The sequence below is a fragment of the Mycobacterium sp. 23 genome, from assembly GCF_048287075.1.
Lineage (GTDB): Bacteria > Actinomycetota > Actinomycetes > Mycobacteriales > Mycobacteriaceae > Mycobacterium > Mycobacterium gordonae_B.
Map to the genome: position 1 here is coordinate 6,035,522 of NZ_JBLVUX010000005.1, position 20,375 is coordinate 6,055,896.

Here is a 20,375-nt window from a genome sequence, read left to right on the forward strand (position 1 = left end):
TTGTCGACGAATTGAAAGTCGTCAAATCGGTACAATAACTTTCTACCGCTATGTCGTGGCGCCGGACGTTTACGTGCATGATTACGCGGGACACCTCGAGGGGCAGCGGATTTGCAGGTGCGGCAAGACCACCGCGCGGCAGCCGCTAGAAGTAAGGACACCGAGTAGATGCCTGGCACCAGGGACGCGCAGCGGGTCTTCGACGCCGGCGTGCTGTCACTGGGAATCCCCATCGACGGCTTGGAAACCGACCGCGACGTCGCCTATGCGGCACTGGCTTTCAAGCGCGCCACCGAACACGACCCGGAGATGAGCGACGCCTGGTTGGGGCGTGCCGCCGCCGGCGACGTCAGCAGTGAGGTGCTCTACCACCTGTGGCGCACCAGCAAGGACAACCTCAACCGCGAGCAGCGACGGCTCGGACTGCCCCGGCACGCGCTCAGCGGCCGGTTTCAAACCGGCCTCTATCTGGATTACACGCTGAGCACGTTCACCGAGGTGTGGCTCGCGTACGCGGCCAGCATGATCGCGGGCAAGGACTACGACGAGGCCGAGCGCGTGCTCGACGAACTCGAAACCTTGCGGCGCTCGATGCCTGACGGCGACGCGGGCAACAACGAGATCTGCGCCTACATCCGGGCGGTCCTGCACTTCACAACTCAGCGCTGGCCGGATGTTCTTACCGCACTGGCTAATTCGTCCTCATTCAGCGACGAGTACATTGCCGCCGGGGCGCATCTGATGGTGGGTTCGGCGTGTGCTCAGATGGGCTTGTTCGGCGAGGCCATTCGCCGGCTCGACCAGGCCGTCGAGGGACCGATTCCGGCGGCGAGCCGGGCGGCAGAATTCTGCAAAGGGCTGACCTTGCGCGAGATGGGCAAGGAATCCGAAGCGCGGACCATCTTCGAGCGCATCTACAGCGAGGAGCCCGGCTTCGAGGCCAATGCGGCCGCGCTGCATGACCCGAAGTACCGCCTCATCGTCAGCACCAGAGACGACATCGACTCCCGCACCGACAAGTGGGATCCCTCGACCGCGCGCAGTGCCAGGGACGTCAGCGCCGAGAGCCTGACCGAACGCGGCAACGAGTACCTGCGTGCCGCCCAGATCGAGCTGGACCGCCAGATCGGCCTGACCGACGTCAAGTTGCAGGTGGCCAAGCTGCGCTCGGCCGCCAAGCTGGCCAAGGTGCGGGAAGGCAAGGGACTCAGTGCGGCCGCGCGCAGTCTGCACCTGGCGTTCACCGGCCCGCCCGGCACCGGCAAGACCACCATCGCGCGCGTCGTCGCACAGGTGTACTGCGGACTGGGCCTGCTGAAGACGCCCGCGGTCATCGAGGCCAAGCGCAGTGATTTCGTCGGCGAACACCTTGGTAGCACGGCGATCAAGACGTCGGCCCTGATCGACTCGGCGATGGATGGGGTGCTGTTCATCGATGAGGCGTACAGCCTGATCCAGACCGGGTTGTCCGGTGGTGACGCCTTCGGCCGGGAAGCCGTCGACACTCTGTTGGCCCGGATGGAGAACGACCGGGACCGGCTGGTGGTGATCATCGCCGGATACGACGCGGAGATCGACCGGTTCCTGGCATCCAACGAAGGCATGGCGTCGCGATTCACCAAACGGATCCGGTTCGCCTCCTACAACCCGACCGAACTCGGCGACATCGGCCGCCTGATCGCCAAGACCAGGGATTCCGAGTTGACCGAAGCGGCGTACGGCGAACTCGTCTCAGCCTGCGAGGTGCTCTACCGCAACCAGTCGGCGGACGACACCGGAGCCCTGCGCCGCGAGATCGACCTGATGGGCAACGGGCGCTTTGTCCGCAACGTCATCGAATCGGCCGAAGAGGAGCGGGAGTATCGGTTGAGCGAGCGCGCCGACGTCGACGTGGAGGATCTCGACGAAACCGAACTGATGCGCATCGAGCTCGGCGACATGCGCGCCGCGCTGGAGAACGTGCTCGGAATGTCCACCGGCCAGCTGATGTCGAGAACCCGATAGTGAGCGAATCCGACGCCCCGAAGTTCAAGCGCAGCAGCGACGCGGACACGAATCCTATTCCGGTGCGCGAGATCCGGGCCAAGCTGGCCCAGGAGGCTGCGGAGTCCGAGGCGCCCACCGTCGTCGAGGACGTGCCGGTCGCGACCGGCCCGTCGACGGCGGGGACCAAGGTGATGGACGTGCCGCCGCCGCCCAAGCCCGAGCCTGAGCCTGAGCCGTCGGTCGAGCCCGAGCCTGAACCGGTGGTCGAGCCCGAGTCGGTGCTTCAGCCGGGACCCGTGCACGCGGCCCCCACCACCGAGGGCACCCGGGTGATGGACTTACCGCCCTTGCCGCGGCGTCCGGTGCCCGAGCCGCCAAAGGAAGCGCCGCCGCCCCGTCCGGCTCCAGTGTTCAGCAGGCCACCGGTGTTCAGCGAGCCGCCGCCGCCACCAGAGCCGCCAAAGGCGGGAGCCACGGCCGTCATCGAGGTCCCGGAGCAGCCGCCGGTACGCCCGGCGCCGATTCCGGGCCGGCGCGTTCCCGAACCGCCGCCGCCGCCGGCGCCTGCACCAGCGCCCACGCCGCCAGCCGCCGTCTCGCAGCCGCCGCCCGATCCGAGGCTGAACCCACCCGCCCCGCCGCCGGTGGCAACGCCTTTCACCCAGGCCGCGCCGAGTGCTCCCCCGGAGCACTACCAGGACCCGCGGATGCCCTCGCACACCGACCTGGGGCTGGTCCGTCGCGTCCGGCCGCTGCCGCAGAGCGGATGGCGCAAGGTGGTGCACCGCGTCACCGGCCTCAATCCCAAAGAGTCCGAACAGGAGAACACTCGGCAGAAGCTGGTGGCGAGGGTGAGCCAGCCGGTACGCGGCGACTACAGCATCGCCGTGTTGTCGATGAAGGGCGGCGTCGGGAAGACCACGACGACGGTCGGGCTGGGGTCCACCTTCGCCGCGATCCGGGGTGACCGGGTTATCGCGGTCGACGCCAACCCCGACTTCGGAACGCTGGCGCAGCGCGGTCCCGATCAGAGCCGCTCCACGGTGCGGGATTTGTTGCTGGACGACAACATCTTTCGCTACTCCGACATCCGCCGGCACACCTCGCAGAGCACCAGTCGGCTGGAAATCCTTGCCTCCGAACGTGATCCGGCGACATCCGAGGCGTTTTCCGAGGCCGACTACCGGGTGGTGATCCGCCTGCTGCAGCGGTTCTACAACCTGATCCTCACCGACTGCGGCACCGGTTTGGTGCATTCGGCGATGTCTGCCGTGCTGGACGAGGCCGACGCGATCGTGCTGGTCGCCTCGCCGGCCATCGACTCCGCGCGCAGCGCGTTCGCCACGCTGGACTGGCTGGAACACCATGGCCGCGGACATCTGGTTCCCAACGCGACGGTCGTCATCAGCGCGGCACGACCCGGGAAGTCGTCGGTGGACCTGGACAAGCTGGCCGCACAATTCCTCACCCGAATTCGCGCGGTCCATGTGATCCCCTTCGACGACCATCTGGCCCAGGGGTCGGAGATCGTCCTGGATCTGATGGGCGGCCGAACCCGGCAGGCGTTTCTGGAATTGGCCGCATCGATCGCGGACGGCTTCGCCCGCACCAAACGCACCGATCGGACGTCCTGGGGCTAGACCGTCGGCGCGACTGTGAAGTGTGCGACGCGACGCGCCGTTGGGGCGTAGGCGATTTCACGCTCGGCTTGTCTACCCGCCCCGTGCCGCGACCATTGCGGACCGGTTTACCTTGGTGGCCGCGGTGCGCGGAATGCTGTCGACGAATTCCACCGTCTTGGGGACCTTATAGGGCGCGAGCCGGCTCTTGGCGTACTCGATCACCTGTTGCTCGGTCAGGGGACCCGCGGCATGTATGACGGCGTGCACCCGTCGTCCCCATCGCGCGTCGGCCAGGCCGATGACCACGACATCGGCGACGCCCGGGTGCCCCGACAGGGCCGACTCCACCTCTGCCGGAAAGACATTCGCGCCGCCGCTGATGATCATATCGGCGCGCCGGTCGGTGATGTGCAGGTAACCGTCCTCGTCCAGGTGGCCGATGTCGCCGGCCGAGCGGAACCCGTCCTCGGTGGACGGCAGCGGCGGCGCCCCGCCCAGGTAGCGGTAGCCGGCGCTCATCGGAGCCCGCAGATAAATGTCCCCGTGTTCGCCAGGCCCGAGGGGCCGCTTGTCGGCGTCCAGAATCCGGATCTCGGTGTCCCGGAAGCCACGACCCACGCTGCCCGGATGGCTCAGCCACTCGTCGCCGCGCAGTGCGGTGAGCCCGAGGTTCTCGGTCATGCCGTAGGCCATCACGATCTGTTCCGGGCTGAGCAACTCGAACCAGGTGTGCAGCAACGACGGTGGCATCACTGCCGCGCCCTGCAGGATGAACACGATGCTGGACAGATCGCGCCGCCCGATGTCCGGCAGCGCGGCGACACGGGACAGCATCGTCGGCGTCGCCGTGAAGTTGGTGATTCGGAAGCGCTCGATGGTGTCGACAAACGTTGGTGCGTGGAACTTTTCGAGGATCACCAGGTGATCGCCGCCCAGCAGCATCAGCAGTGGGGCGAAGCCGTTGGTGTGATACATCGGCGCCGGCACCATGATCCGCTGTGGCTTGGGCACCGGTGCCCAGTTCTCCATGAACGGCTCACCCTGCTGTGGGATCCACAGCGACGGCGCCAGGTTGAGAATGACCTTCGGCACGCCGGTAGACCCGCTCGAACAGATGCCGTTGGCGGTCGGGGAGACCGCGGTCGGCAGCGGGCTTGCGGGTGCGGCGGCCGCGAATGCGTCCAACTCCCAGCGGGTAATCTCGTCGACCACCACGGTCGGGTTGATCACCGCCCGCACCCGCTCGCGTTCCCACTCGGGCAGGTCCCAGTGCATCGGAATCGGAACGGCGCCAACCTTCCAGCAGCCGAGTGTGGCCAGCACCAGGTGCATCGAGTTCGGGATGGCGATGGCGACCAGCGAACCCGTCTCCGCACCGCGGGCCGCCAGTGCCCGGCCCCACTGATTGGCCCGGGCGTCGAGTTCTCCGAAGGTCAGTGCATGCACACTGCCGTCCAGCGAAACGACCGTGACCGCGGTGTCGTCACGTTGTCGTTCGGCGAGTTCGGTCAGCTTGGTCGCGAAGGGGACGCCGTCCTCGAACGGATTGGGGGGAACCTCTTCGGTGACTGGCTGATTCATGCCGGGATGCGCCCGCTGAACAGAGTCTCGAAGGAACCGTCGGCCACGTTTGGAATCAGCCGCAATGCCAGCGCCTCGGGACTCAACGGCAATCGGATCAGCGGCTGGGTGTGCCGGTCGAGCACGCTGATGTCGGATTCGTCGCAGAAGCCCAGCGCGCCGAGCAGTTGATGCGCGGTCCGCAACACCTGTCGTGCCGTCTCGGCCGCCTTCAGTCGCAGCACCAGCGCGTCTGCCGAAAGAGTCCGCGCCGGAATCGATTCCGGCCGGCACAGGGTGTACTTGGCCAGCTCGTGCAACCCGCGCACCGCGACCGCGGCGTCAGCGACGGTGAACCGGACGGCCTGAAAATCGGCGAGCGGCTTGCCGAACTGCACCCGCGCCTGCACGTGCTGCGTCGCGATGTCCAGCGCCTGCTGCACCGCACCCAGAATCCGCCATGATCCCAGCACGAGATGAAGGTTAACGTCGGCGGCCGGTACCGTGCCGTCCGGTGCCGACAGTGTGGCCGGCGCCAGAAACGGTCCCAGCTTGGCTGCTGTCCGCGACGCGGGCCGGAGCTGGTAACGATTGCCCTCGAGATCGGCGCCGAGCCAGGGGCCGGGCAGGTCGCCATGATCGACGCGCGGCGCCTGCGGGTTCACCAGGCTCAGCCTGGCACCGTCGACCGTCAGCAGTTCCTCAACGACCGGATAGGGCAGGGCCGTCCATCCGGCGGCCTGGCACAGTACCGCGGCGGCCAGCAGGTCTTCGGATCCCGACCGGACGTCAAGATCGAATGCACCGACCTCGGTCAGCGCGTCGCGTGCCGCGAGCCGGATGCCGTCGTCGGTCTCGGCGCTCAGCGCCGCCGGCGGACCGCCCAGCCGGCCCAGCCGCTTGACGGCAATGACGGCGAAGTCGGTGATGTCCTGTGGCAGTTCGGTATTCACCGGTGCTCTCCCAACACGTCACGCGCCACCATCATCCGCTGCACTTCGATGGTGCCCGAGGCGACGGTGGCGGCCTGCGCATAGCGCCAATGGTCGTCGACCGCGCCGTACAGTGCGGCCGAGCTGCCGCTGTCCAGCGCGGTGGGGCCCAGCACGTCGAAGAGCAGCTCGGCGACCAACTGATCGCAGGTGGTGGTGGCGATGCGCGCGGCGCTGGCGGCCGCCCCTGCGGCCGGGTCGTCCTGCAGTGACACGGCGCGGTAGGCCATCAACCGGGCCACGCGCAGATCGACCAGCGCCCGGACCCATCGCACCCGAATCGATTCGGGCAACCGGTCCCAGTCCGGGCCGAGTTCGTCCTGCATCCGGTGCAGCAGCGATTCGCAGCGCGCGTAGCGGGCGATGCCGACGCGCTCGAAGGCCAACGCCTCCCGCATCACCCGCCAGCCGTCGCCCGGCTCACCGAGCACGTCACCGGAATACGCCGGCAGGTCGTCGAGAAACACCTCGTTGAGGTGATGCGGTCCGAGCATGGACGGGATGCCGCGGACCGTGAAGCCGGGCCGGTCCATCGGAATCAGAAACAGGCTCAGACGCTTCGACTTTGGCGCGTCCGGGTGGGTGCAGGCGGCCAGCACGCACCAGGACGCCATCCGGGCGTACGACGTCCACACCTTCTGGCCGGTGATCCGCCAGCCGTCACCGTCCGGGACGGCGCGGGTGCGCAGCGATGCGAGGTCGGTCCCGGCCTCCGGCTCGGAGAAGCCCTGGCACCAGATCACTTCTCCGGATGCGATGCCGGCGAGGTGTTTGGCCTTCTGCTCGTCGGTTCCGTAGCGCATGATCGCAGGGCCGACCCAGTTGATGCCCATGTACTGCGGTCCCCGGGGCTCGTAATTGGCCCACATCTCCTCGCGCAGCACGGTCTGCTGCCAGATCGAACCACCGCCGCCGCCATGTTCTTTCGGCCATGCCAGCGCCAGCAACCCCTCGGAGGCCAGCAGCTTGCAAAAGGATTCGGTGGTGGCCAGGTCGTCGGGATCATCGGTGCACGCGCCCAGGAAGTCAGCGGGGATGTGTTCGGCGATCAACTGCCGCAACCGGGTTCGCAGTTCACCCGCGTCGTCTCCGAGGTCATAGTCCATCCTGGTCATCCATCCTCGTCATCCCTTCGGCAGCCCGAGCAGTCGCTCGGCGATGATGTTGCGCTGAACCTCGGAGGTCCCGCCGTAGATGGTTGCGGCCAGCGCGTCCTGCCGCTCGAACAGCAGATCGGGGTCCGCCGCCGAGGCCGGTCCTGCCGCGGCCGCGGACAGTTCCCAAACCCGTTGCAAGGTAATCGATCCGAGCAACTTCATGGTGTCGGCTTCCGGGCTGGGACGGCTGGCGAGCTCGTTCGCCAGGGCACGGTATCCGGTGGCCCGCAGAGCTTCGGCGTCAGCGACCAGCGCGCCGAGTTCGGAGTAGATGTCCTCGGTTGCCGCACCCCGGATCGAGTCCAGTCCGCGCTGGATCTCAACCCAGTTCATGATCCAGATCATCTGGCGTTCATGGTGAAGCGACGACATCGCGACGGTCCAGCCGCCGTTCAGGGGACCCAGCAGGTTGTCTACCGGCACCTCGACGTCGTCGAGGAAGACCTCACAGAACGTCTCATCGGAGATCGAGGCCATTCGGATCGGCTCGATCCGCACGCCGGGCGACTGCAGATCGAGAATGAGGCAGGAGATGCCGCGGTGTTTGGGTGCCTCCGGGTCCGTGCGGGCATAGAGGGTGCACCAGCGCGACTCGTGAGCCTGAGTGGTCCAGATCTTGTGGCCGTTGACGCGGAACACATCGTCGTCGCGCTCGGCGCGGGTGCGCAACCCGGCGAAATCGGACCCGGCTTCGGGTTCGGACATGCCCAGCGCCCACCACTCGTCGCCGCGCAGCAACGGCACCAGCAGGCGGTCGACCTGGTCGGGGGTGCCGAATTGCCGGATCCCTGGCGCAGCGACACCCGGTCCCGCGACGTTGGGCAGCTTGGGTGCCGACCGCAGCGCGGCTTCGATGCGGATCTCCATCGCGTCCCGCAGGCCCAGAGACCGGCCGCCGTGTTCACGGGGCCAGGTAGGTTGCAGCCAACCGGCTTCGAAGGCGGCCCGCTGGTAGTCGCGGCGCAACGGGATGTCCCAGCGGTACTCGCGATAGCGGTCGTAGTAGTCGCCCGGCAGGAAGTCGCTCAGCCAGGCTCCGAATTCCGCTGTGATGGAAGTCATTTAGCACCTTCCGCGTACCGGCGGCCCACTTCGTGGTACAGCGCGCGGCTGTCGCCCAGCAGGGTTGCCCCCTGCCAGGCGTGCCGGACATAGAGGTGCGCGTCGTGCTCCCAGGTCTGTCCCAACGCGCCGTGCACCTGGACCATCGTGCGCGCGCAGGCGCTTGCGGCATCGGCGGCGGCGGCTTTGGCCAAGGCGGCCGCGGTCCATGAGCCGGGTTGCTCGAGTCGGCCCGCGGCAGCGTAGGTGAGACTGCGGGCGCGTTCAACGCTGACGTAGTTGTCCGCCAGCGCGTGTTTGACGCCCTGGAAGGCGCCGATGGGGCTGCCGAACTGACGACGAGTCTTGGCGTGCTCGACGGAACGCTGCAGGGCTGCGCTCGCCGCTCCGAGAAGGTCCGCGGCGATCGCCACCAGCGGTGCCGAGAGCGCGGATGCGACGGATTCCACCGGCGCCACGGCCAGGGGGACGGTGTCGATCTCGACCTCGGCGATGGGCTGGGCGGGGTCGGTCGATTCGGCGGCCACCACGGTGACGCCGTCGCCGGCACGTACGACCGCGGCCACCGAGCCGCGCTCGCCGGCGTCGGCCAGGGTGACGATCAGCTCCGCGCGGGCCGCGTGGGGGACGACGACCGCCCGCCCGCGCAACCGGCCGTCGCGCAGCGTTGTAGCCGTACCCGGCAGCCGGGCGCCGGGGGAGTGCACCGCCAGGGTCGCGACGGCTCCCGCGGTGATCTCGGCGAGCAGCTCATCGGCCTCCGGGCCGGCCGCGCGCAGCACTCCGGCGGCCAGGCCCACGCTGCTGAGCAACGGAACCGGGGCTAGGGCGGCGCCGCATTCTTCCAGCACCACCGTCAACTCGACCGGTCCGAACTCGCCTCCGTCGTAGTCGGCCAACTCGGTCCAGCCCAGGTCGACGAACGTCTTCCACAGACCGCTCCACCGGTCCGGGTCCGCACAGGCCTGACGGGCGGCATCGGGTGGACACTCGGCGCGCAGGATGCCGCGCACGGTGTCACGCAGCGCCAGCTGCTCCGCAGTCAGACCAACATCCATAAGACCCCTAACATAATAAAAATAGTAAACTAGCGAGCGGCACGCAATCGCAGCCACCGGGAAAGGGTCGGGTCGGATGGTCGAGTGGTATCTGTTCCTGCCGCAGGTGCGATTATCGGTCGACGACATCGTGGATCGCGCCCAGTGTGCCGAAGCGGCCGGATTCGACGGAATCGCCTTCATCGATCATCTCGAGGCTCCGGGGCAGCCCGATGAAAACATCTGGGAGGCAATGGCCATTGCCAGCTGGGTTGCCGCCCGGACCCAGCGGTTGCGCATCGGTCACCTGGTGCTCTGCGACGCGTTCCGGCATCCGGCGGTGCTGGCGAAGCAGGCAGTGACGCTGTCCGCGGCCTGCGACGGACGCTTCGACCTCGGCCTCGGATCGGGCTCGTGGCCCGCGGAGTTCACGAAATTCGATGTCGGCCAGCAGGATCCGGTGGCCCGGGTCGAACAACTCGGACGCCATCTCGAGGCTTTGACCCGGTACTGGGCCGGGGCCCAGCATCCGGCGCCGGCGCACCCGATACCGCTGGTCCTCGGCGGCAGCGGCCCGCGAATGATGAAACTCGTTGCCAAGTATGCGGATTGGTGGAACCTGCAGGCGAACCACCTGGATCGGCTGCCGCGGCTGGCCGATTCCACCGGACCGGCCCGGATCTCGGTTCAGCAGATGGTCGGCTTCGCGCGGGCGGGAACCGATCCCGACGCCGTGCGGGAGGTCAGCGTCCGGCGGTTCGGCCATCTTGGACCGGGCCTGGTCTGCGGCGATGCCGACGAGTTGATCGCCCATTTCGCGGGCCTGGCCGCGCAGCGGGTCGAACGCTTCTATGTCTGGTTCGCCGACTTCGCGGCACCGCAGACTCTCGAAGACTTCGGTGAATCGGTGATCAGGAGTTTTCCGAACGACGCCGACGCACTTCGGTAGGCACCACCGGCGGGCGGGCGTAGGGTCCGCGCTGCACCGCGCTGAGCCGGATCTCCGGCAGCTCGACCGACGGCTCGACGGTGTCCAGCCATGCCACGGCGTTGGCGATGTCGGAGACCTGGATCGCGTACATCTCGAACGGAACATCCTGCAGCATTTCGGTTTCGACTGGACCGGGAGTCACCAGATGCACGGCGATGCCGTCGCGGTCGACCTCCATAGCCAGGGCACGGGCGAACGCGTTCATGCCGGCCTTGGACGCCGAGTATGCGGTGCGCGCCATCATGGGTTCGTGGGATGCCGACGACGAGATGAAGATCAGGCGTGATCCCGGCCGCATCCGCGGCAGCACCGCGGAGGTCACCACGAAGCAGGAATCCAGGTTGGCCGAGATGATGGTGCGCCACTGCTCGAATGTCTGCTTGCGCGCATAGGTTCCACCCAGTGCGCCGGAGGCGTGGACGACGAGGTCGATATGCTCGAGCGGGCGTATCGCAGCGGCGAATCCGTCGGGGTCGGACGCGTCGGCCACGATCGCGCGGGCACCGATCTCCTCGGCTGCCGCGCGCAGGGGTTCCGCCCGGCGCGCCACCACCACGACGTCGTAACCGAGCTGACTGAGCTTGGCAGCACACGCTTTTCCGATGCCACCGCTGCCGCCGGTGACCAACGCGGTTCGCGGGGTCGTCAAGGGCGCCGGACGTCCCGCGGACGCGACAACGCCTGCGGCGACAGTGCGTAGATCCGTTGTTCCGGCCGGCCGGAGAGCACGTAGGTCTGGGTGTCGGCGAGGTGGCGGCCGGCGATGCGCCGGGCCCGGTCGACGTCACCCTCGGCGATCGTCTCGGTGAGCTTGATGTGAGTGTTGAGGGCCGCGCGGCGCTTGGCCAGCGAGGGATAGGTGCCACGGGCGGAACTCTCGTCCGCCCACTGTTGTTCGTGGCTGCTCCACAGGGTTTCAAGGCTGCCGACGACGGCGATGATGGTGTGATTGCCGCAACCGCGGACGATGAGATTGTGGAATTCGCGGCCGATCTCGGTGAACAACCGCCCGTCTTCCAGGTTCTCGGCCATGGCGTCGTTGACCCGCTTGAGCTCAGGCACCAGCGTGTCGGCGCGGTCGGGGCGCTGGGCGGCCAGCGCGGCGCAGGCGGGCTCCAGCTCCTGCAACGCCGCGCCGAGGTCACTGACGGCGACGGACTCACTCTGCAGGACCAGGCCCAGCATGTAGGCGGCGCTCGTCTTGGCCGGTGCGTGTACGACGGCACCGCCGCGGTTGCCCCGCCGCACCGAGACCAGCCCTTCGGTCTCCAGGATTCTCAGGGCCTCGCGCAACGACACCAGACTGACTTTGAACTGCTCGACCAGCACTTCCTGGCGCGGCAGCAGATCGCCGTCGGCCAGTTCACCGTCGATGATCTGGCGGCGCAACTCGTCGGCTACGATTTCAGCGATCCTGGGCGCCGACAGCCGGCGACGGGCGTCGGGTCCAATACCCAAGGCGGTCATCCGGTTCCTCGCAACCTGCAGCAGGAGAGAGCGCACGGTAACTGACCCGCGAACTCGGTTGGCTTAGCTATTTTAGCAGTAATGGTATAAATAGCCGCGTGAGTCACCAGGCCGATAACCGGCCGACGCCCCTGGACGAACTTCGGGTCGTCGAGATCAGTGACCGCCTGGCCGGCAGCTACTGCGGGAAGCTGTTGGTGGATACCGGCGCCCAGGTCCGCAAAGTGGAGCCGCCACAAGGGGATCCGCTGCGCACCTATTCGGCGACGTGCTCGCCCGTACCGCCCGGGCACGACGCGCCGCTGTTCTGCTACCTCAATGCCGGCAAGAGCAGCCTGAGCGTGTCGCCGGAATCACAGCGATTGCAAGCCGAACTTGCCGGGGCCGACGTGGTGATCGTGGCCGTCGCACCTTCGCGCGCCACCGAGTTGGGCATCGACCCACAGCGACTGCTGGCCGAGTCGCCCCGCACCGTCGTCGTCACCATCTCAGACTTCGGCTGGTCCGGCCCATTCGCCGACCGCGCCGCCACCGAGTTCACGCTGCAGGCCTGGTCGGGCTGTACCGGTTTCCGCGGTGACCCGGCGGGTCCGCCGATCTCGATCGGCGGCGACCTTGGCGAGTACATGGGTGGTGTGTACGCAGCGTTCGGAGCGCTGGCCGTGCGCCGTCGGGTCCAGCGAGGCGGTCCCGGCGAGCACCTGGACCTGTCCATGCTCGAGGCGATCACCGCGATGCAGAGCAGCGAATGGCTGCATTCCCAGCTGCTGCGTGTCCCGCCGATCCGGCGCACCCTGGAGGTGCCGTCGATCGTACCGGCGAAGGACGGTTACGTCGGCATCACGATGGTCACCGGACAGCAGTGGCTGGACTTCGCCGCGATGGTCGAATGCCCGCAGTTCGAGGAGATTCCGCAGCTGCGGTTTCAGATCGGCCGCTGGGAATACCGCGACTTCATCTACGAATCGATCGGTCCCTGGTTCGCCGAGCGGACGGTCGCCGAAATCGTCGAGCTGGGCCAGCTCTTCCGGCTGCCGATCGCGGCCCTGGGCAACGGCGCCACCATCCGTGACATGGAGTACATGATCGAACGTGGGGTATTCGTGCGCAACCCTGCGGGATTCCACCAGCCTCGTGCGCCGTGGCTGATGGCGGAGTGTGGGCCCGCGCCGGTGCGCGAAACCCCCGGGCTCGGTGCCAATGATGACGAATCACCGTGGCGGCCAAGCGAACACGCGTCTTCGACCGCGGATGCCGAGCTGCCGCTGCGGGGTGTCCGCATCGTCGACCTGACAGCCTTCTGGGCCGGGCCCGCCGCCACCCACCTGCTTGCCGCGTTCGGCGCCGACGTGCTGAAGGTGGAGTCCATCCAGCGTCCCGACGGCATCCGCTATTCGGGCGGCATGCGCACCGACGTGGACGACTGGTGGGAGTACGGCTGGGTCTTCCATGCGATGAACACCAACAAGCGTTCCGTCACATTGGATTTGGGCAGCGAAGAAGGCCGGGGCCTGTTCCGTACCCTGGTTGCCGGCGCCGATGTGGTGATCGAAAACTTCTCGCCGCGTGTGATGGACCACTTCGGTCTCACCGCCGACGTGCTGCTGAAGATCAATCCCGAACTCGTGGTCACCCGGATGCCGGCCTTCGGACTGGCCGGGCCGTGGCGCGAGCGGGTGGGATTCGCTCCCACCATGGAGCAGATCGGCGGGCTCACCTGGGTGACCGGACTGCCCGAAACTCCTCCGGTGACTCCGCGCGGCGCCTGCGATCCGCTGGCAGGCGTGCACGCCGCGTTCGCGGTACTGGCCGCGCTGCACTTCACCGAGCGCACCGGCACCGGCCAGCAGGTCGAGTTGCCGATGCTGGAGACGGTGCTGAATACCACGGCGATACAACCGATCGAAGCCGAGGTGTTCGGTAAGACGTTGAGCCGGAGGGGAAATCGCGGACAGGGCGGCGCGCTACAGAACATCTACCGGTGCGCGGGCGACGACGACTGGATAGCGGTCAGCATGTGTGACGACCGTCAATGGGCGTCCCTGGTGAACGTGATCGGCGCGTTACGCGACCAGGAATTGACCGGCGAGGCCGGTCGCCGGGAACGGGCCGACGAGATCGACCTCGCGCTGCAGGAATGGTTCGCCACACAACCGCTCGATGCGACGGTGGAGTTGCTGGCGGCGGCCGGTGTGCCGGCCGCACCGGTCGGTTCGCCGTCGCTCGTCACCGAGAATCCTCAGTTGCGCGCTCGGGGCTTTTTCGAGTCGCTGGTGCACCCGCGAACCGGCCCGGGCCTGTATCCCACCCCGCCGTTCGCCCTGCTGGCCGGTCAGCGGCAGTGGCTGTTACGCCCGCCGCCGACACTCGGCGAGCACAATGAGGACATACTGCGCGATCAATGTGGGCTGACTGAGGCCGAACTCGAGCATCTTGCCGCCGGCAAGGTGATCGGGACCCGCCCAGTAGGGCTCTGAGGAGGAAGGGGCATCCGATGCGGGTGATCGTCGACCCGGATATGTGCGAGGCCAACGGTTTTTGCGAGTCCATCGCCCCGGACATCTTTGAACTGGGGGATGAGGACGTCGTGCAGATTGCCGATGGTCCGGTGCCCGCGGAACGCGAAATCGACGTGCGCGCCGCAGTCGAACAGTGTCCGAGGGCGGCGCTGCGCATCGTCGAGTGACATCGAACTGAGCGCGCTGCGTCAAGGCGCGACCGACATTCAGCCTTTGAGTGAGTTACGCAACCCATGTCGAATCGGGGCTGGGGCAGCCGCGTTGACGTTCAATGTCTAAAATAGTAAAAATAGACATACGCGCCGAACCGCGGTGAAGTGTGGCGGCCTCATCGCTGCACCGCCGCGTGGGAAACGGAGAACTCGTGACGGACATATCTTCAGGCCTGGCATCGGCCGAAACCGAGGACCCTTCGGAACAGGAGTTCGGACCCTCCGGGATCGCGCTGTCCACTTACCGTTTCCCGACCGGCTGGTTCATCGTCGGCTTCGCTTCTGACCTCGCTGCCGGCGAGGTCAAGAGGGTGCACTACTTCGGCGAGGAGTTGGTGCTGTTCCGCACCAAGTCCGGAAAGGTGCATGTGCTGGACGCCTACTGCCAGCACCTCGGCGCGAACATGGGCGTCGGCGGCACGGTGGAGGGTGAGCACATCGTTTGCCCGTGGCACGGCTGGCAGTGGCGCGGTGACGGCACCAACGCGCTGATCCCGTACAGCAAGATCGGTTGCAAGAACAACGTCCGCATCCGTACCTATCCGGCCACCGAGTGGTACGGCTTCATCCTGGTCTGGCACGAACGGCACGGCCGCGCGCCGTACTGGCAGCCGCCGGTGCTGCCTGAGCTGGAGACCGACGAGTACTACCCGCTGCATCCACACACCCGGATGGTCAACCGGGTCAAGGTGCATGCGCAGATGATCATCGAGAACGCGGCCGACCCGTATCACGTGCAATACGTGCACAAAGCGGCAAATCCCGCCAACACCGCCTCGTTCGAGGTGTCCGGCTATCACCTGCACGCCACCGTCAACGCCCACTTCGGCGGCGGCCGGGCCAAGACGTGGTTGACGCCGAACGGCCCGGTGGACGCCAAGATCATCTACGACAACTACTCGCTGGGACTCGGCGTCGTCCGCTTTCCCAGTGACCTCGTTGCCACCTGTCAGGTCACCGGGCAGACCCCGGTCGACGAGGATTACACCGACTATTTCTACACCCAGGCCTCTATCCGTGAATCCGGTGACAGCGGCGACGCGCCGACCGGTCGTGCGGCCAAATTCCTGGCGCTGCAGCAGGAAGTGATCAAGCAGGACTTCTTCACCTGGGAGAATATGAAGTACCTGGAGAAGCCGAACCTGGCGCCGGAAGAGGCGCACGATTATGCGGCACTCCGGCGCTGGGCACACCGCTTCTACCCGGGTAAACAACCGTCGCCCAACGACTTCGGCTACACCGCCGACGGCGAGCCGGACCCGGCGGCTGCCAAGGCCTGATGGAAGCCTGATGGGACCCCCGCGGCCCGACGACTTCGGTGTCGACAGCTTCACCGTGGCGGCAGTCCTCGATCGCCGCGCCGAGCAGTATCCCGACCGGGTCATGCTGTCAGTGGCCGGGACCGACATCACCTTCGAGCAATTGCGGCAACGGTCCAGCGCGGCGGCGAAGCTGTTGCTGGATCAGGGTATCGGCTCCGGCGATTGCGTCGCGTTGTTCACGGCGACCTGCCCAGAGTGGATCTACTTCTGGCTGGGGGCGGCCCGGATCGGCGCGGTGAGTGCCGCGGTGAACGCGGCCAACAAGGGCGACTTCCTGCTGCATGCTCTGCAGTTGTCACAGGCCAAGCTGGTGATCACCGATCTAGAGCGCCGCGGTCGTGTCGATGAGATGGCCGATATCAGAACCATTGTGATCCAGGATGATTCGGTCGCCGCGGCGCTGGGTCAAGACGTTTCGGTGGCGGCCGTCGTCGGGACCCCTGAAACGTTGACGCTGTTCTTCACCTCGGGCACCACCGGCCCGTCGAAAGCGGTTGCCACATCGTGGCAGTACCTCTTCACCGTGGCGGCTACCGCGGTCGCGGCCTGGGAGTTCGCGGCGGGGGAGGTGCTGTGGACCGCGATGCCTCTGTTCCACCTCAGCGCGGCGCCCAGCGTGCTGGCGCCGCTGCTGGTGGGCGGAATGACCGTGCTGGCCGGCGCTTTTCACCCCGACGCCGTATGGGACGACGTGCGGGCACACGGTGCGGTCGGCTTCGTGGGTGCCGGTGCGATGGTGTCGATGCTGCAGAACCTGCCGCCGGATCCGCGTGACGCGCAGCTTCCGCTGCGGTTCATCTCGGCGGCCCCGATCGACGCGAAGTCTTACCGGACGATCGAAAAGCGTTACGGCTGTGTCGTTGTCACCATGTATGGGATGACGGAGGCCTTTCCGCTGGCGGTCAACGGCGTCGCCTATGACGGGGTGCCCGGCACGTCGGGCCAGATCAATCCGAACTTCGAGGTGCGCATCATCGATGCTGCCGGCGCGGAGTTGCCGGCCGGATCCGTCGGCGAGATCAGCTGCCGGGCCCGGTACGGCGGCGTGATGAGTCAGGGGTATGTGCGCGGAAGTGATGGCCCGGATCTGCAGGTGGATCCACACCCGGACTGGTTCCGCACCGGTGACCTGGGCTCGCTCGACACCGACGGAAACCTCACGTACGTGGACCGGGTCAAGGACTCGCTGCGCCGACGTGGCGAGAACGTCTCGTCGGTGGAAGTGGAGGCGGTGGTGACGAGTCACCCGGCCGTGGCAGAAGCCGCCGCGGTCGCCGTGCCGAGCGACCTCGGTGAAGACGACATCCTGTTGGTCGTGACGTTACGTGCCGGCGCCGCACTGGATTGCGCGGAGCTGCTCGATTACTGCGCCGCCCGGATGCCTTACTTCTGCGTGCCCCGATACGTCGATACCGTTGCTGAACTTCCGCGAAACGTCATCGGGCGGATACGCAAAGACCTGTTGCGCGCCCGCGGGTTGTCGGCGGGCGCATGGGATCGTGAACGCCACGGATACGTACTGAGTCGGTGACAGACAGGGTGGAGAAATAGCGATGACAATGACGTATCAAGAACAGCAGATGCTGCAGGCCGCGACGGGACGTGCGGGCATCCTGGACCTGACCGCGCGGCACAACCGGGCGTACTCGCAGGGGAATCGCGAGGCGTGGATCACCACGTTCCGCCATTCCGGCGCCCGCTACATTCGCGGGGGCGAGTCATTCACCGACCTGTGGTCGGCTTTCGACGGCGGGGACGGACAGCGGCTGGTCTCGGTTGACCATGAGATCCACATCGACGGCGTCAACGCGACACAGTATTGTGTGGCAATACTTTTCGCCGTGCACAACGACACCACGCTGCAGGCCACCGGAACGTACCGGGACCAGCTGATCTACGAGCGGGGCGGCTGGTATTTCACGTCCCGCGAGCTCGTCTGGGATTCGGTGCCAAGCCGCCACCTCGTCATGTGAGTGCCGACGTGGAGCTGAGCTACCAGCTGGTCTTCGGCACCTACGACGACGCGTTGAGCATGGTCGGCGCGAAGGGTGAACCCCGCACGGCGGCAACGCCGATCAGCGGCGCGCGCATTCAGTTGTTCGCCGCAATGGTCCGCGACGGCAACCGCTCCTACTGGGATGCCGAGTTCGCTCGCGAGCAGTGGGGCGGCCTGCTGGCCCCGCCGGCGCTGTTGATGGGCTGGCTGATACCGCCGCCCTGGCAACCGGGAGGGCGCCCGCCGAGCGCCTCACTGGCCCTGCGCGTGCCCTTGCCTGGTACCACATTTATCAACGCCGCCAACGACGTTGAGTTTGTGCACCCGATCCTGGAAGGTGATCTGTTGACCGCGGTGGAGGAGTTGGTGTCGGTATCGCCGGAGAAGCGGACCCGGCTCGGTGTCGGGCACTTCGTGGAGACCCTGGAGACCTACCGCCGGCAGGACGGCGCCGTCGTTGCCACATCCCGTAACACGCTGTTCCGATTCACGCCCGGGGCGACCCCGTGAGCGAACTGGATTGGAACGCGATCAGCATCCCCGCCGACCTGCCCGACGTTGTCGACGAGATCAGCTATCAGCGGGTAATCGAGAACGCCGGCGCCACCTGGGACTACTTTCCCGGCCACTTCGACCCCGCCTATGCGCAAAGCCAGGGCAATCCAACGATTTTCGTCAACACCATGCACCTGGCCGGATTCGCCGACCGCATCGCCACCGACTGGGCCGGTCCGACCAGCCGCATAGTGCGACGCTCGATGCGACTGGCCGGCTCCATCTATGCCGGCGACTCCATGGTGGGTCGGGGGCGGGCGGTGGCCAAACGCTGCGACACCACGATGGATCCCCCGCGCTACCTCGTCGACCTGCGGATCGAGGTGCGCAACCAGCACAATGTGCTGTGCTGCCCGGTCGAGATCACGGTGCAGTTTCCCCAACCGCGTTGAGCGGCGGCAACTTTCCGTTGCAGGCGACCGACTGCAGCTCCACGTATTCCTCCAGGCCCTCCGGCCCGAACTCACGTCCGATCCCGGAGTGCTTGAAGCCGCCGAACGGGGTGCTGATGTCGAGCATGTACATGTTGATGCCGTAGGTGCCCGTGCGTACCCGCGCCGCGATGTCGAGGCCGTGTGCGGTGTCCGCGGTCCACACCGACCCGGCCAGACCGTAATCGCTGTCATTGGCGATCGCGACCGCGTGGTCCTCGTCGGTATAGGTCAGCACCGTCAGGACCGGGCCGAAAATCTCCTCGCGCGCGATCCGCATGTCGTTGGTGGCATCGGTGAACAGCGTCGGGCGCACGTACCAGCCGCGGGGCTCCGGAGCATCCGCGCCGCCGACCACCAGCCGCGCACCTTCCTGCTGCCCGGACCGGATGTAGTCCTGCACCCGCTGCTGCTGGCGTTGGGCGACGAGCGGCCCGATGTCGGTCTTGTCGTCGGTGGGATCGCCGACATTCAGGCTCGCCATCATGTCGGCGAGTGCCTCGACCAGTTCGTCATGGCGGCGTTGGCTGACCAGGATGCGCGTCTGCGCGACACACGCCTGCCCGTTGTTCATCAGGCCGGCGGTCTTCAGCCCGGCCACCGTCTTGCCGATGTCGGCGTCGTCGAGCACGATGGCCGCCGATTTGCCGCCGAGCTCCAGGCTCACCCGCTTCAACTGCTCGCCGCACAGCGCCGCTATGCGACGTCCGGTGGCGCTGGATCCGGTAAACGCGATCTTGTCCACGCCGGGATGCCGGACCAGGGCCTCGCCGACATCCGGGCCGCCGGTCACGACCGACACGACTCCTTCGGGCAGCTCGAGCTGTTCGATCATCTCGGCCAACCACAATGCGTCCAAGGGGGTTTCGGGCGCGGGCTTGATGATCACGCTGCAGCCGGCGATCAGCGCCGGAATCAACTTGGGCATGATCAGGCATTGCGGCACGTTCCACGGCACGATCGCCCCGACCACGCCGACCGGCGCGCGGCGCAGGTGGGCCTCGCCCAGCACGCCTTGGCGGCGCTCCACCCAGGGAAAGTCGCGCGCTGCCGCGAGTGTCAGATGAATCATGGAGGCGGCGCCGGCCGCCTGACCGAGCCGGCTGAAACTGCGCGGCGATCCCATCTGCGCAGTGATCAGGTCAGCCATCTCTTCGATGTGCCGGCCGTAAACCGCGGCCAGTTCTTCAATCTTGCGCATCCGCTGCCGCGGTTGCAGCCGCGGCCATGGGCCCTCGTCGAACGCACGGCGGGCGGCCCGGACGGCCGCGTCGACATCACCGGCGGTCCCGGCGGGCACTTCTGCGATCGGTTCCTCGGAGTGCGGGGAGATGACCTGCAGACGCTCGGGGCTGGACGGCGCGCGCCACCGGCCGCCGACGAAGAGTTGGTCATAGGAACGCAGACTCGCCGTCATCGGGGTAACCACCTCAGGGCAGGCGACGGTAATTTCGCTATTGATGCTA

18 protein-coding genes are annotated in these 20,375 nt (G+C 67.0%); 10 read left to right on the forward strand and 8 right to left on the reverse strand.

Annotation, left to right across the window (positions count from 1 at the left end):
• The first annotated feature begins 168 nt into the window (after positions 1-168).
• Positions 169-2,004, forward strand: a complete 1,836-nt coding sequence (gene eccA / locus ACNQS7_RS29020) for a type VII secretion AAA-ATPase EccA (RefSeq protein ID WP_418015253.1) — start codon at positions 169-171, stop codon at positions 2,002-2,004.
• Between the two features lie 173 nt (positions 2,005-2,177).
• Positions 2,178-3,626 carry an AAA family ATPase gene (locus ACNQS7_RS29025; RefSeq protein WP_418016195.1) on the forward strand — a complete coding sequence of 483 codons (1,449 nt, stop codon included), beginning with the start codon at positions 2,178-2,180 and terminating at the stop codon, positions 3,624-3,626.
• A gap of 72 nt (positions 3,627-3,698) precedes the next feature.
• On the opposite strand, the gene ACNQS7_RS29030 is transcribed toward ACNQS7_RS29025, so the two are convergent.
• From ACNQS7_RS29030 to ACNQS7_RS29050, 5 genes are read right to left on the reverse strand one after another with little or no spacing between them, the layout of a single operon-like run.
• Positions 3,699-5,189, reverse strand: a complete 1,491-nt coding sequence (locus tag ACNQS7_RS29030) for a class I adenylate-forming enzyme family protein (RefSeq protein WP_418015254.1) — start codon at positions 5,187-5,189, stop codon at positions 3,699-3,701.
• Positions 5,186-6,121, reverse strand: a complete 936-nt coding sequence (locus tag ACNQS7_RS29035; protein ID WP_418015255.1) for an acyl-CoA dehydrogenase family protein — start codon at positions 6,119-6,121, stop codon at positions 5,186-5,188. Before ACNQS7_RS29035 ends, ACNQS7_RS29030 begins: the two co-directional genes overlap by 4 nt.
• Positions 6,118-7,275, reverse strand: coding sequence for an acyl-CoA dehydrogenase family protein (locus ACNQS7_RS29040; RefSeq protein WP_418015256.1), 1,158 nt, complete (start codon positions 7,273-7,275; stop codon positions 6,118-6,120). Before ACNQS7_RS29040 ends, ACNQS7_RS29035 begins: the two co-directional genes overlap by 4 nt.
• Positions 7,276-7,284: 9 nt before the next feature.
• Positions 7,285-8,379: an acyl-CoA dehydrogenase family protein gene (locus tag ACNQS7_RS29045; RefSeq protein ID WP_418015257.1), complete on the reverse strand. Its 1,095-nt coding sequence runs from the start codon at positions 8,377-8,379 to the stop codon at positions 7,285-7,287.
• Complete coding sequence (locus ACNQS7_RS29050) at positions 8,376-9,437, reverse strand: acyl-CoA dehydrogenase family protein (RefSeq protein ID WP_418015258.1); 1,062 nt, start codon at positions 9,435-9,437, stop codon at positions 8,376-8,378. Before ACNQS7_RS29050 ends, ACNQS7_RS29045 begins: the two co-directional genes overlap by 4 nt.
• A gap of 76 nt (positions 9,438-9,513) precedes the next feature.
• Here ACNQS7_RS29050 and ACNQS7_RS29055 point away from each other — a divergent pair, with 76 nt between their 5' ends.
• The gene (locus ACNQS7_RS29055; RefSeq protein ID WP_418015259.1) at positions 9,514-10,365 is read left to right on the forward strand and encodes an LLM class flavin-dependent oxidoreductase; all 852 of its coding nucleotides are present in this window, start codon (positions 9,514-9,516) and stop codon (positions 10,363-10,365) included.
• On the opposite strand, the gene ACNQS7_RS29060 is transcribed toward ACNQS7_RS29055, so the two are convergent.
• Both ACNQS7_RS29060 and ACNQS7_RS29065 read right to left on the reverse strand, forming a co-directional pair.
• Positions 10,328-11,056: an SDR family oxidoreductase gene (locus ACNQS7_RS29060; protein WP_418015260.1), complete on the reverse strand. Its 729-nt coding sequence runs from the start codon at positions 11,054-11,056 to the stop codon at positions 10,328-10,330. The genes ACNQS7_RS29055 and ACNQS7_RS29060 overlap by 38 nt on opposite strands.
• A complete protein-coding gene (locus tag ACNQS7_RS29065; RefSeq protein WP_055577788.1) occupies positions 11,053-11,874 on the reverse strand; it encodes a FadR/GntR family transcriptional regulator in 822 nt (273 codons plus the stop codon). Before ACNQS7_RS29065 ends, ACNQS7_RS29060 begins: the two co-directional genes overlap by 4 nt.
• An 86-nt stretch (positions 11,875-11,960) precedes the next feature.
• On the opposite strand from ACNQS7_RS29065, the gene ACNQS7_RS29070 reads away from it, so the two are divergent.
• The 7 genes from ACNQS7_RS29070 (at position 11,961) to ACNQS7_RS29100 (ending at position 18,870) form a co-directional block, all read left to right on the forward strand.
• The gene (locus ACNQS7_RS29070) at positions 11,961-14,351 is read left to right on the forward strand and encodes a CoA transferase (protein WP_418016196.1); all 2,391 of its coding nucleotides are present in this window, start codon (positions 11,961-11,963) and stop codon (positions 14,349-14,351) included.
• 17 nt (positions 14,352-14,368) lie between these two features.
• Complete coding sequence (locus ACNQS7_RS29075; protein ID WP_055577789.1) at positions 14,369-14,560, forward strand: ferredoxin; 192 nt, start codon at positions 14,369-14,371, stop codon at positions 14,558-14,560.
• A gap of 197 nt (positions 14,561-14,757) precedes the next feature.
• Positions 14,758-15,885, forward strand: a complete 1,128-nt coding sequence (locus ACNQS7_RS29080; RefSeq protein ID WP_418015261.1) for a Rieske 2Fe-2S domain-containing protein — start codon at positions 14,758-14,760, stop codon at positions 15,883-15,885.
• A gap of 10 nt (positions 15,886-15,895) precedes the next feature.
• On the forward strand, positions 15,896-17,458 hold the full coding sequence (locus ACNQS7_RS29085; RefSeq protein ID WP_418015262.1) for an AMP-binding protein: 1,563 nt from the start codon (positions 15,896-15,898) through the stop codon (positions 17,456-17,458).
• A gap of 22 nt (positions 17,459-17,480) precedes the next feature.
• Positions 17,481-17,900, forward strand: a complete 420-nt coding sequence (locus ACNQS7_RS29090) for a nuclear transport factor 2 family protein (protein ID WP_418015263.1) — start codon at positions 17,481-17,483, stop codon at positions 17,898-17,900.
• A 59-nt stretch (positions 17,901-17,959) separates the two neighbouring features.
• Positions 17,960-18,433: an FAS1-like dehydratase domain-containing protein gene (locus tag ACNQS7_RS29095; protein ID WP_418016197.1), complete on the forward strand. Its 474-nt coding sequence runs from the start codon at positions 17,960-17,962 to the stop codon at positions 18,431-18,433.
• Positions 18,430-18,870, forward strand: coding sequence for a MaoC/PaaZ C-terminal domain-containing protein (locus ACNQS7_RS29100; RefSeq protein WP_418015264.1), 441 nt, complete (start codon positions 18,430-18,432; stop codon positions 18,868-18,870). The genes ACNQS7_RS29095 and ACNQS7_RS29100 overlap by 4 nt, the downstream gene beginning before the upstream one ends.
• Here ACNQS7_RS29100 and ACNQS7_RS29105 read toward each other — a convergent pair.
• Positions 18,842-20,326, reverse strand: a complete 1,485-nt coding sequence (locus ACNQS7_RS29105; protein ID WP_418015265.1) for an aldehyde dehydrogenase — start codon at positions 20,324-20,326, stop codon at positions 18,842-18,844. The two genes, ACNQS7_RS29100 and ACNQS7_RS29105, sit on opposite strands and share 29 nt — an antisense overlap.
• Positions 20,327-20,375: the final 49 nt, after the last annotated feature.

Bases quoted from the DNA above. Each gene is read 5' to 3' on its own strand.
- ACNQS7_RS29040 (WP_418015256.1), bottom strand. From the start codon at position 7,275: ATGACCAGGATGGACTATGACCTCGGAGACGACGCGGGTGAACTGCGA.
- ACNQS7_RS29045 (WP_418015257.1), bottom strand. From the start codon at position 8,379: ATGACTTCCATCACAGCGGAATTCGGAGCCTGGCTGAGCGACTTCCTG.
- ACNQS7_RS29085 (WP_418015262.1), top strand. From the start codon at position 15,896: ATGGGACCCCCGCGGCCCGACGACTTCGGTGTCGACAGCTTCACCGTG.
- ACNQS7_RS29105 (WP_418015265.1), bottom strand. From the start codon at position 20,326: ATGACGGCGAGTCTGCGTTCCTATGACCAACTCTTCGTCGGCGGCCGG.
- ACNQS7_RS29055 (WP_418015259.1), top strand. From the start codon at position 9,514: ATGGTCGAGTGGTATCTGTTCCTGCCGCAGGTGCGATTATCGGTCGAC.
- eccA (WP_418015253.1), top strand. From the start codon at position 169: ATGCCTGGCACCAGGGACGCGCAGCGGGTCTTCGACGCCGGCGTGCTG.
- ACNQS7_RS29075 (WP_055577789.1), top strand. From the start codon at position 14,369: ATGCGGGTGATCGTCGACCCGGATATGTGCGAGGCCAACGGTTTTTGC.
- ACNQS7_RS29025 (WP_418016195.1), top strand. From the start codon at position 2,178: ATGGACGTGCCGCCGCCGCCCAAGCCCGAGCCTGAGCCTGAGCCGTCG.
- ACNQS7_RS29095 (WP_418016197.1), top strand. From the start codon at position 17,960: ATGGTCGGCGCGAAGGGTGAACCCCGCACGGCGGCAACGCCGATCAGC.
- ACNQS7_RS29065 (WP_055577788.1), bottom strand. From the start codon at position 11,874: ATGACCGCCTTGGGTATTGGACCCGACGCCCGTCGCCGGCTGTCGGCG.
- ACNQS7_RS29050 (WP_418015258.1), bottom strand. From the start codon at position 9,437: ATGGATGTTGGTCTGACTGCGGAGCAGCTGGCGCTGCGTGACACCGTG.
- ACNQS7_RS29030 (WP_418015254.1), bottom strand. From the start codon at position 5,189: ATGAATCAGCCAGTCACCGAAGAGGTTCCCCCCAATCCGTTCGAGGAC.
- ACNQS7_RS29090 (WP_418015263.1), top strand. From the start codon at position 17,481: ATGACAATGACGTATCAAGAACAGCAGATGCTGCAGGCCGCGACGGGA.